This window comes from Bellilinea sp., assembly GCF_034432615.1.
Taxonomy (GTDB): domain Bacteria; phylum Chloroflexota; class Anaerolineae; order Anaerolineales; family Anaerolineaceae; genus Bellilinea.
In genome coordinates this window covers 1-10817 of the sequence record NZ_DAOUBL010000189.1, presented here as the reverse complement: position 1 = coordinate 10817, position 10817 = coordinate 1, and the positions used below count along the sequence as shown (strand labels likewise).

11 protein-coding genes are annotated in these 10817 nt (G+C 55.4%); 2 read left to right on the top strand and 9 right to left on the bottom strand.

Annotated features, from left to right (window positions below; all coding sequences use genetic code 11):
* The 7 genes from VAE48_RS08660 to VAE48_RS08630 all read right to left on the bottom strand — a co-directional run.
* A partial coding sequence (locus VAE48_RS08660; protein ID WP_322792923.1) for a TadE family protein occupies positions 1-908 on the bottom strand: 908 nt, incomplete at its 3' end.
* A 25-nt stretch (positions 909-933) separates the two neighbouring features.
* Positions 934-2811, bottom strand: coding sequence for a VWA domain-containing protein (locus tag VAE48_RS08655; protein WP_322792922.1), 1878 nt, complete (start codon positions 2809-2811; stop codon positions 934-936).
* Positions 2768-3385 carry a TadE/TadG family type IV pilus assembly protein gene (locus tag VAE48_RS08650; protein WP_322792921.1) on the bottom strand — a complete coding sequence of 206 codons (618 nt, stop codon included), beginning with the start codon at positions 3383-3385 and terminating at the stop codon, positions 2768-2770. The genes VAE48_RS08655 and VAE48_RS08650 overlap by 44 nt, the downstream gene beginning before the upstream one ends.
* 205 nt (positions 3386-3590) lie before the next feature.
* Positions 3591-4892, bottom strand: a complete 1302-nt coding sequence (locus VAE48_RS08645) for an ammonia-forming cytochrome c nitrite reductase subunit c552 (protein ID WP_322792920.1) — start codon at positions 4890-4892, stop codon at positions 3591-3593.
* A gap of 3 nt (positions 4893-4895) precedes the next feature.
* Positions 4896-5402 carry a cytochrome c nitrite reductase small subunit gene (gene nrfH, locus VAE48_RS08640; protein WP_322792919.1) on the bottom strand — a complete coding sequence of 169 codons (507 nt, stop codon included), beginning with the start codon at positions 5400-5402 and terminating at the stop codon, positions 4896-4898.
* A 224-nt stretch (positions 5403-5626) separates the two neighbouring features.
* Positions 5627-6238, bottom strand: coding sequence for a signal peptidase I (gene lepB / locus VAE48_RS08635; RefSeq protein ID WP_322792918.1), 612 nt, complete (start codon positions 6236-6238; stop codon positions 5627-5629).
* Positions 6239-6309: 71 nt separating this feature from the next.
* Positions 6310-8082, bottom strand: a complete 1773-nt coding sequence (locus VAE48_RS08630) for a CAP domain-containing protein (protein WP_322792917.1) — start codon at positions 8080-8082, stop codon at positions 6310-6312.
* Between the two features lie 495 nt (positions 8083-8577).
* Here VAE48_RS08630 and VAE48_RS08625 point away from each other — a divergent pair, with 495 nt between their 5' ends.
* Together VAE48_RS08625 and VAE48_RS08620 are read left to right on the top strand one after the other, a co-directional pair.
* Complete coding sequence (locus VAE48_RS08625) at positions 8578-9450, top strand: hypothetical protein (RefSeq protein WP_322792916.1); 873 nt, start codon at positions 8578-8580, stop codon at positions 9448-9450.
* A 185-nt stretch (positions 9451-9635) separates the two neighbouring features.
* Positions 9636-9896, top strand: coding sequence for a stage V sporulation protein S (locus VAE48_RS08620; RefSeq protein ID WP_061913254.1), 261 nt, complete (start codon positions 9636-9638; stop codon positions 9894-9896).
* Between the two features lie 12 nt (positions 9897-9908).
* Here the strand turns inward: VAE48_RS08620 and VAE48_RS08615 are convergent, their stop codons facing one another.
* Complete coding sequence (locus tag VAE48_RS08615) at positions 9909-10571, bottom strand: deoxynucleoside kinase (RefSeq protein WP_322792915.1); 663 nt, start codon at positions 10569-10571, stop codon at positions 9909-9911.
* 22 nt (positions 10572-10593) lie between these two features.
* On the bottom strand, positions 10594-10817 hold a 224-nt coding region (locus tag VAE48_RS08610), incomplete at its 5' end, for a DsbA family protein (RefSeq protein WP_322792914.1).

Here is a 10817-nt window from a genome sequence, read left to right as displayed (position 1 = left end):
GTGGGCGTGTCGGTTGGAGTACTGGTGGGGGTGGGGGCAACTCCCAGCGCCCCGCCCGGCCGTGTTTTTCGGAAGGCTTCCACGTAGCCTTCCCGCTCGGCATAGATCATGGCCGTCGGCCAGATATTGTTGAGGAAGGGCGTGATCAATTCGTGGCGGTAGGCCAGACGCACGAAAACCCGGTCACCCGACCCGCCGGCGTCATCCACATACCGTTCGATAGCGGTCTGGTTGAAGGTAGTTCCAGTTTTGGTGCCAAGAGCCCGTTCGCAAAACATGGGGAAGCGATAGTCCTGCAAATGCCCGGGGTCATTAGGTTCATAATATCTAATCTCATGTGGGTTGCGTTGAAAACGGGCAAATAGCCCCCCGCCGAGGTCTTCCTCACGGTTTGAGCAAATCATCACATTCAAAAAGCCCTTCAGAGCCGGGTTGCCGCGGTGCGTCATATCGAAGTCAGAATGATTCCAACCGTAATCAAGGTAAGCCAGATAGTCGCCGGAAACTGCCGGGGCCGGATCCCACGCCACGCCGGTTGCCCCGGCAATGGCCGCATCGCGGATGGAAGCCAGCCGCGCCCAGTCTTTCAGCGCGCTGCTCTTTTCGTCCCAGTCGTCCACAGTCTCCGGAACACGGCAGTTGCCGCTATGTTCGGCGGTCAGCCCCAGGGCGGCGGCGGCTTCGTCGCAGTATTCCGGGTTGAAATCCCCGCTGACCGCGTAACGCACCCCAAAACGGGCCCCGTTTTGCAGCGCCAGCCAGGCCTGTAAAAAGCGCCCAAATTCGATGATTCCGAAGATCAGCATCAGCAGAATGGGCAGCGCGAGGGCAAATTCCACAAAACCCTGCGCACGCCAGCGCTGCCGCTGGAAGAGGACGAGGGATTTAAAAATCGGTAATCGTTTCATGGGCGGTCCTTCCGTTCAAAGCCCTTTATTGATTGATACGGGTATAAATGCGGCTGGCAATATCCTCAAAAATCGCCTGCAGCCGAGAGGCATCATTGGTATAAAAATAATTACCACAGGATTGCAAACTGGGTTTGCCCGCACATTCATCGGTACGGCGGTCTCCATCATCACCTACGGCAGCAATGTAACGCAACAGCGGTTCGCCCAAATTTACTGCCCCAAATCCGACCGCGTACATGGCCACATCCGTGCCGAGCGGCTCTTGCGGATTGCCGGAAATGGTCAAACCAATTGCATCCACCAGGTCACGGGCGTAGTCGGTGACCGAGTAGGTATAACTGCGCAGTGCCGGCACCACGTGGGTTGAGCCCGGCGGGCAGGTTGCGCCGCTCGTATCAATACAGTAGCGCGGGGTGAAGTGGCGGTCAATGCACAGTTTTTGCCACCACGAGTCAGCATCGCGGTCGGCAAAATGCCCGTTACAAAAGCCGCTGGTCATGACCGCCGGCACATTCCCACCGGTGTAAGGGGTATCGCCCGGGCCGGTTGAGGCGTTGGGCGGTGTATCGCTCAAATTGGCCACGCCGTCGGTGAACATCACGACCACCCAAATCGCATCCCGGCGGCCGTACTTGGTCAGCAGTTCGTTAGCCATGCGCAAACCGCAGCCGATGCAGGTAGAAAGCGGCGAAAGCGAAGGGCGGATGGTATGGCCGCTTAAATCGGTAAACGCCGGGAATTTGGCCAGATACGCCAGCGAAGCGTTGTGGTCATCCATGGTGAAGATGTCATCGGAATTCCAGTCGTAAGCATCCAGATAGGCATCGTGATCGCACGGCACCCCGCCCCAGCCAAAGGGATCGGGTGCACCTTCGTCAACACTCCACCAGCGGTCAGCCAGCGCAGCCGGGTTGGCAACCCACGGGCAATCCACCCCATATAAAGCAATATCATCATCCGTATCGCGCCCGTCTCCATCACGGTCTTCGGGGTTGACCGGGTTGAAGGCGTAATCACCCGGCTCACGGTCTGGCCCCCACGGCGCCCACATCCGCGCATAGGGCGGGTCATCATGGACGTTGACATTGTTCCATAATGCACTCCGCGCAACGGCTTTGAGGCTGGTGAAGTCCTGCTTCAATTCCGCACGCGAATCGTAGGTGATAATTGCAATCCGATCGTAGCCTTCATAAATGGTATTGATCAGGGCATGGGCGGCATTCTTCAGGTACCACATCGGCAGGCATGCCCCCGAGGGCGGCACGCTTCCCGCTGTGCGGGTGTTCGGGTTGCATTGGGTATCAGGGTCGTAATCATTGACGATGTAACCGCTGGTCTGGCTCGACATGGATTCGGAAACATCCAGCACCAGCACAATATCCACTGCAGCGGCTTCGGAGATGGTCTGGGTGGTCAGAGAAACCGGACCAAAACCCAGCAATCCCAAAAAGTAGAGCGGTGCCCGCTGGGTAGCCTTAACCCACACCAGTTTACGGAGAAAAGCGGCCTCGTGACAGCGGCGATCCAAGTCAGCCGGCAGGCCATGATCAATCACATAATCCCCATCCTCATCACAAATATGAACTTCGAGATCCACCACCGACATATCCACATTGTTCAGTTCGAGCACTTCGGTGGCGGCGTCTTCAAATTTATTGAGATGGGTTTCTCCGCGTTTGTACTGGTTGGCAGCCGCCACTGCGGCAGCATCCACCGCCCGTTTGAGGTGGTTGTAGGTGACATATAAGGAGCCTGCATCAATGGCCAGCCCGACGAAAAAGAGCAGGGTTAACATGGCCACCGCAAAAATGACCAGCACCTGCCCGCGGGCAGGCCGCCGCGCAGAAGATTGCCGCTTAGCGGTACTTGATGGCAGGAAACGGAAAGATGGAATAGGCATGGATTTGCACCGGATTTGGAATAAAAGAAGTGATTAACGGAATGTTCAGTACCAGTGGATGACAGTAATAGATTTCTACGGCGACCATGCCCTCATTGACATCGGGCGAACCGATCGCCATCACTCGATCAAGGGTGTAATACGGTTCGGTGCGGACTTCGTTACCCTCACAGTCTTTTTTGTAATTTTCGCTGGTATTTGACCAGACATGCAAGATTCTTTCGCCACTACCCCGCAGGTCGAAAACCGAAACCACCATGTCATCAGTAGCATTGTTCATTGTGATGTAAGAATTCAAGCCAGTCGGCGGCGCCGCCAGATAGGAATCAACTTCAGCAAAGAAAGTGGACGGAGCCGTAAAGCGCTCCTCGCGGGCAGCCTGACGGGCAACCTCGCGGGTCAGGTCCAACACATCCAGATAGCGGCCGATAAAAATGGCCACTTCCACCACCCCCAACAAAATAATAAACAAGACCGGCAACACCAGGGCCAGCTCAATAAAGGACTGTGCCCGTCCGGTGCGGAAATGCCGGGGGTGGGAGTGTGGGGCTGGCTGTTCAGACAATCGCGGCATGCACTTGCTCCCCCAATTCTAAAAGAAACCTTCCATCAGTATTCATATCATAACGAATATGGTAATGAAAGTCAACGGGCACAAAGCCAAACCAACCGTTTTTTGGTAACAAAACAAACGATTCTGTAACTGCAAGCAAACAAAACCGCCTCCGGCAGGCACTGCCTTAGCGGAGGCGGCTGTTTTCAGGCAAAGGGCAGGCGCGCTAGCGGCTGGCGCTTTGCGGTGCGCTGACCGCCTGCACAGCCTTCAACTGCGCCTGACGAGCCAGATCGGTGGCGGCAGCCAGAATGCGCAGGGCTTCTTCCGGATTGTGAAAGCCCATGCTGTTTTCGGCAGCGATGAAGTCCCAGCGCAGTTGGGCAGCGCGGTGCAGGGCGCGCGCTTCTTCAATCAACTGCGGGTCTGCCCCGGCTGTTTCGGCAGCAGTTTTGATGGCGGCAATCGCTTCCACCAGCGCATCTTCGCTGGCCGACATGGTCACCCACACCTGATTCTGAATCGCGGTTACCCGTCCAACCACGTAATCCACATTCGTGTGGCAGGTACCGCACGAGGCAGCCGGATTGAGCAGCGGGCTGTGGACGTTATGGGTGGAGAACTTGACCGCTCCATCGCGGGTGTAGGGCATGTGGCAATCGGCGCAGGAAACTCCGGCATTGAAATGCGTGCTGCCCGCCGAATACAGCTCATATTCGGGGTGCTGCATCTTGATCATGCTGGCGCCGCTCTCGGCATGCGTCCAATCCGAAAAGTCAATTTCGTTGTAAAACTCCTCGATCTTTTCGATGGAAGTGCCTTTCGACCATGGAAAAACCAGCAGTTTGCCTTCACCGGCGAAGTAGTACTCCACATGGCAGTTGGCGCAGACGACCGTGCGCATTTCCTGGCGGGTGAAGGTGCGCCAGTCCTTACCCTGTGCCTGCAGAGCGGCTTCCAGGGCCGGGTTGGTCACAATCAGGCGCATGGTACCGGCTTCGTGGCAGTTGGCACAGCCAATCGACTGGTCAATTTGCTTGCCCAGCTCCATGAAAGGCGTACGGGCAAACTCGGCAGCCCCCATCTCCGCCCATAACATGGGCGTATTTGCCGATTTACAGGAATAGCACGTGCCGGGTGTCTTTTCGTTCACCCGTCCCGTTTCGCGCACATCGGTCAAGGACCAGCGGTGACCGCGATCCTCCTTATAATCCTTGCTGAAGGCCATACCGGCAAACAGGGTGCGCAAGCGCGGGTCCACATCCAGTTTCTGCACCGGATCAGAACCGCCGTAGGGTGTGCGGGCGTTGTTGGTTTCAGTCCGTAAAAAAGTGGTGTACTGGTTGGGGAAATTAATCCCCCACACCGAACTATCCGGCTCCATGGCAGCGATCTCAATCAGATTGGGAACGCCGCGCGTCTGTAACGGCTGATTTTTCATGAAGATCAACAAGGCAACCAGCGTACCGGCCAGAATGACGATAATGATACTGAGGACAATCGGGATGGTTTTGGGATTTTTGAGCATGATCTACTTCTCCTGAAGCGATTGAGAATGAGGGTCATACATACCTTTGTCTTGATAGGGCAAAATGGAAATGCCGCGCTCGCCATGAGCAACACTGCGATGGCACTCAAAGCAGTAACGCCCGGAATCCATCTGTCCATCGGCAATTTGAGAAACGGTTTCCTGATGACAGTAAATGCAGTTGGCCTGGATAATATTCTTCGATTCGGTTTTGGCACGCAGCGGCTCGGGAATGCTGCCCAAAGTGAAATGAAAGACATGGTTCATGCCGGATTTGGCTTTGACAAAGTATTTGGGGATGAGGGCATGCGGCGTGTGACAGTCATTGCAGGTTGCCCACGCCTGATGTCCGGCGTGATACCAGCCTTCGTATGCCGCGTCCATCACATGGCAGTTATTGCAGGCGGTCGGGTCATTGCCGAGGTACACCGTAAACTCGGTGGCGTACATTCCCACCACCACAACCACCAGCAGGGCTGCCAGCCCGATTATGAGGGGAAGTCTGGTCATGTTTCCTCTCCAAAGAAATTATGACAACTTACTCTAATTTTATCTGATTATCCCAAACTTAATTTGATTTTAATCAAATTCAACCCCATCAATTTTTCCCACCTGCACCTCCCCCAATATCGCAGAAGCGATATTGGGGGAGGCAGGAGGGGGCAAAAAGGATTTGTCCCGAACTGACGTCAGTATACGTTTTTGATCTTAATTAGAGTAGAGAGGCTTTCGGTTTACGGCGCAGCCTGCGCTAACAGATCCGCATGGCTGAGCAGACGGATTTTTTCGGGCGGCCAGTAGATCAACACCGCCCTGCCAACCACATCCCTCATCGGTACGAACCCCCAAATGCGCGAATCAGATGAGCGGTTGCGGTTATCCCCCAGCACAAACAGCGAATCGGGCGGCACTTCCCACACCCCCGTGTAAGCCGGCGGCTCGGCGATGTAAGGCTCATCCAGGGCAATGCCGTTGACATACACCCGCCCGCCTTCCACCCGCACCTGGTCACCGGGCAGGCCAATGACCCGTTTGATGTAATCCTCCGGCGGTTGGCGGTTATGATGAAAGACGATGATATCGCCGCGGTGCGGTTCACCCAGCCGGTAGGCCAGTTTATACACCACCAGCAGTTCACCTTCATTCAGGGTTGGCTGCATGGAAATGTTTTCCACCCGCACGCGGTCGGTTACCGCGCTGATGGCAAAATAAAGCAGCACGGCAAACAGGATGGTTTTGAAAACCTCGCTGAGAATGCCGAGCAGGGTGTTTGCCGGTTGAGCAGTCTGAGATGCGGCTTCCGTTGCCGTCAAGAATTCCCCGCTGGAACTGCGTTCTTCGCTCATAACACCGGCATCTTATCACAATTTGGGCGGAAGTGGGAGAACTTGCGAAACCCTTAAGTCGGCTGAAACGGTCAGCGATTGACCGCCGGTAAATAGACCGGGTAGAGGCGCTCGGCCATCACCAGCCGCACGCTCAGGCGCAGGGGCGGATAGGCCCGCTCCTCCGGGCGGATGATCACCTCACCATTGTACTCGCCCAACCCCAGCCCGCCGGTCAAAAGGCGCAGTTCCACCCGCTCACCCGCCCGGCCGGCTTGCAGCCACGGCAGGTTTTCTTCCACACTCCAACCATCCCCCGCCATGTAGGAAGGCAGAACCAGCGCCGAAAGCAGCGGCGTTGCAGAGGACGGTGCAGCCAGCACCGTGAGCGAAGAAGGCGAAAGGCAGCCATCCCGCTGAGAAACGGCCGCCTCGCGCAGCGGGGTAAAGTTACTGCCATCCGCGCCAGAAAAGCGCACCCATACCCCCTGACCGCGGTAAGCACCGCCCGGCACCTGCCACACAAACGGGCTGCCGTTGAAGCGCTGAGGGGCAGTGAAAATGGTTACGGTGTCTATGCTGATCTCAGCACTGCCCGTCCGCCGGATTTTGAATATCAAGAAGGGGTTGTTTTGATCCGGCGTAAAGGTAAAAGAAAGCGGCACTTCAATATAGGTGTTTGCGGATGGAAAATCGCTGCTCCTCAAGATGACTTCGCCGCTCTGGAAAGTACCGGCGGTCACGCTCAGGCGGGCTGCCTCCCCTTCGGGCAATGAATTGACCTTCAACCGGAAGTAGGCGACCATCGGCTGTTGGGTAAAAAAGGACGTTGTCCACACCCACGCCATGTTGGGATCGCTGCCGTCGTTGCGGTTGTGGGGCAGCAGCACGGCTTTCCCATTCAGCGCGGCCGGGTCGGCAATTTGTAGCAGCAGATTGTTCTTGCCGGTTTTGAAGGCATCCCCCAGCCAGCCAAGGCTGAGTTGAAGGTGACTGCGCCCCTGCGCGTCCAGCCCGTAAAGCGTTACCGTTGGGCGGGTGGTGGAAAAGTGCTCTTCGCCCAAAGGAAGACCGGCTGGCAGGCTGCCGAGATAAATGCTGTCATCCACCGTCAGGCTGCGCCCATAGGCATCGCGGGTGCGGGCATAGACCCGTTTCCAGCCCTCACCAGAGGAAAGGTTAAATGTGCTTTGTGACTGATACGGCTGAACCGCTGTGTTGTTGAAACAGGCATCTTCGCTGATCTGCATGGAAACCGCCGGCTGCAAGGCGGTGAAAAAATCCTCGGCGGGACGGTCATAAAGATATAAATTGACTCTTTGGGCAGAGGTGCTCAAACTCTCGTTTTCGAGGATCAGCGGAGCAAATGAATTGTCGCTGCCAAAATCCTGCGCCAGCCAGCCTTCACCGTTCTGGTTATAGCCAATTCCCACCTCGCGGTGATCGGGGTTCAACAACTGGTCAGCATGCCCGGTATTGCTTTTGAGCCAGCCTTCCACCGCCTGTTCAGGCGGCACATACACGCACCACACATTTTCGGCGCCGGCGCTGCCGGGGTAGCCAAAAGCCCGGGCGCGCACATCCGGAAAGTTGCCCAGCGTGTCGCGGTGGGCGTCAGCGCAATTCGGCGCCGCGGCTTTGTCGGCCGCAAACCAGCGCGCCGATTGGGTCAGCTGCCAGTTCCAGCGCAGGGGTGGGATGCCGTGCGCCGCCCGTGCCAAGTTGGTGAGATAGACCACCGCACCTTCCTGGCGGGCGAGCGCATCGGATTGACTGACGGGGGTATATCCGCTTTGGGCGGCGGCGGCAGCAACAATGCCGCCCAGCCCCAGCAAAATCAGGAATAACACGAACCATCGCTGCATGGAAAACTTCATCGTTGAGAGATTTTATCATTATTATCCGTTAATTTGAGCGGCTTATCGGCCATTGTCTATCATTATTTTCGAGATTGATTGCGATGGCTTTCTCAAAGTTCCTTGAAAATCCTGGCATTTTGTTTCCGTTTCACCCATCATTTCTTCCGCCTATGTATGGGTAAAATGGCGTTTCCTTTTCCGCCCTTGAAAAGACATTTTTATACTGCCGATTCGCAAGGTGCAATCGCAGTCCCAAGAATCGCCCCCCTTCCCCGCAGAGAAAAACGTTGAGCGGACCATGGGGGTTTTGCGGGGAAGGGGGGCGTAGGGGGGTTGGGGCAAGCAACGGGTTGTTTTTTTATTGATGTTGACAGCCTGTGGTTTGACCATTTGTGACTTTAAGAAAGCCATGGATTGGCTGCCTTTTTTGAGCAACACACCAGCCATTTTTTGCTATGCTATATACAGGCTGATCAAAAAAATTAGAGCGGGAGCAGGTCAATGCCAAACGAGTATTTTTCCATCCCAACCGCCGCCGAACTGGAAAAGAAACGCGGCTGGCAGGTGCACCGCCGCGATAAAAACCGTTACGCGGTCGTGCGCTTTCATTACCTGTTACGCGGCCCGTTTCAACTGGATGAACCGGTGCGCAAAGGTGAAGTGATTGCGGCGGCCAAACCGTTGCGCGGGGTACGCGAAAAACGCACCTTCAGCGCCGAATATGAAGTTTCCATCGTCAAAATGAACGATTTGATTCGCGAGGCGGTGCGTCAATCGGAGGAAATCCGTCAGTACGCCGCCAGCCTGACCGCAAAACTGGGCGTGGAGCCGCTGACCGCCCTCTCTGCGTTCGCAAAAGCGGAAGCAGCCGAACGACTCGTAAAAAGCATTCAGCAGCGCCTGGAAATTTCCATCAGTGAAACCTATCGGGAAAAGAAGGTCATCACCAGCGAGTATGTCATAGACCCCCAGGAATTTGAACCGGATACAACCCTGGTGTTTGTGCGCGCCTACAAAGCTTTTGAATACCGCCTTTATCTGCAATGTGTGGATTACCTGATGGTGGAGTACAGCGGTTCATCACTCAGCCCGTGGCTGAACCGGCGCAAGGTTCCCGAAAATACGGGGGACGGACAGCCGGTTAATGTGATTCGCCTGCAAGCCCCGTTGTGCACCATTCGTTACTGGAAAGCCATCCCCGAATCATCCCTGCTGGTGGACGAGAAAACCTACGTCAACGAGGTGCCGGATCCAGACGAGGTGCAAATCGGCGCGTTGACCGACGGCCGGCGTTATCCTTATAAGGAAATGCCGCCGCGTCCCACATTGTACGATCTGGCCGAACGTGTCTTCCCGGCGCGGATACGAAAGTAGACAATTGCCGCAAGGCGATATGTTAATTTGGTCAGCGTCTGAGATGGCAGGTTTTAGAAGTAGTGCTTGAATCTCATTCCCTTTTCCTGTACAATTTTGACAGGAAAGATATTCAATTTTTTTGTGTCCCCGGACCTTTGTTTGCTTGACATCGAAACCGATCACAGAAAGGAATAAGCCAACCCATGGACGTCATTAAAGTCAAAGCAAACTCTCGTACAGCCGCCGTTGCAGGGGCAATTGCGGGTGTCATCCGCGAGCATAAACGCGCTGAAGTACAGGCCATCGGCGCGGGGGCGGTCAATCAGGCCATCAAAGCTCTGGTGCTCGCCAAAGGCTATCTGGCGGAGGATGGAATCTCGGTGGTTTGCGTCCCGGAATTTGTGGATGTGGATATTGACGGCAAGGTACGCACCGCCATCAAGCTGATTGTCGAACCACGCTGATTTGTAGTTTTCTCAGTCGCTGGCTAGCGCCACTTCTTCGGGGGAGAAAATCACTTCCTCTTTCCCCGTTAATTTGTCCTGCACCTTTTTCAGGATTAAATCCAGGTGACGGGGGTGAGCCACATAATCGAGGTTGTCCGCCGGTACGGTCAACACCGGGCACAGGGTAAAGGCGGCAATCCATTCTTCATAGAGCTGGTTCAGGCGGGCAAGATATTCGCTGCTGATGCCGCGTTCATAATCCCGCGCCCGCTGCTGAATGCGGTTTTGCAGGGTTTCCACCGAGGCACGCAGGTAAATGACCAGATCCGGCGGGGGCAGAAATTCGGCAATGGTCTGATACAGCGCGTAGTACGTTTCGTAATCCCGCTGTGAAAGGTAACCCTGCAAATACAGGTTTCGCGCAAAAATATCGGCATCTTCGTAAATGCTGCGGTCCTGAATGACCGAACCCTGATGGCGCAAAATTTGCTGGTGGATTCGCAGCCGATGGGTGAGAAAGAAGACCTGCGAGTGAAAACTCCAGGCGTGCATGTCGCGGTAAAAATCGGCAAGGTAGGGGTTTTCGGTGACCGGCTCGTAAAACGGCTGCCACCCCAGCCGCTGGCAAAGCAACTCAACCAGCGTAGATTTACCCACCCCAATATTCCCTGCCACGGCGATAAATTTTTTCATCGTCTTCTCCGCCCGGCCGGAATTATTTGGTCAGCTTGCCAGCCAGTTCCAGTTCAATCACTTCCTGAAATACTTCAAACGGCTGTGCGCCAATCAATGCAACCCCGTTGATGAAAAAGGTCGGTGTGGATTGAATCCCCAACTGGCGGGCATATTCAAAATCCGCTGTAACTTCGCTTTCATAGCGTTTTTCGTCAAGACAGGTGGTAAATTGATCCATGTCCAGGTTCAGCTGGCGGGCATAGG

Excerpts from the sequence above, each read along its gene's own strand:
- VAE48_RS08615 (WP_322792915.1), bottom strand. The coding sequence starts at position 10,571 with ATGAAAAAATTTATCGCCGTGGCAGGGAATATTGGGGTGGGTAAATCT.
- VAE48_RS08650 (WP_322792921.1), bottom strand. The coding sequence starts at position 3,385 with ATGCCGCGATTGTCTGAACAGCCAGCCCCACACTCCCACCCCCGGCAT.
- VAE48_RS08625 (WP_322792916.1), top strand. The coding sequence starts at position 8,578 with ATGCCAAACGAGTATTTTTCCATCCCAACCGCCGCCGAACTGGAAAAG.
- lepB (WP_322792918.1), bottom strand. The coding sequence starts at position 6,238 with ATGAGCGAAGAACGCAGTTCCAGCGGGGAATTCTTGACGGCAACGGAA.
- VAE48_RS08645 (WP_322792920.1), bottom strand. The coding sequence starts at position 4,892 with ATGCTCAAAAATCCCAAAACCATCCCGATTGTCCTCAGTATCATTATC.
- VAE48_RS08620 (WP_061913254.1), top strand. The coding sequence starts at position 9,636 with ATGGACGTCATTAAAGTCAAAGCAAACTCTCGTACAGCCGCCGTTGCA.
- nrfH (WP_322792919.1), bottom strand. The coding sequence starts at position 5,402 with ATGACCAGACTTCCCCTCATAATCGGGCTGGCAGCCCTGCTGGTGGTT.
- VAE48_RS08630 (WP_322792917.1), bottom strand. The coding sequence starts at position 8,082 with ATGCAGCGATGGTTCGTGTTATTCCTGATTTTGCTGGGGCTGGGCGGC.
- VAE48_RS08655 (WP_322792922.1), bottom strand. The coding sequence starts at position 2,811 with ATGCCTATTCCATCTTTCCGTTTCCTGCCATCAAGTACCGCTAAGCGG.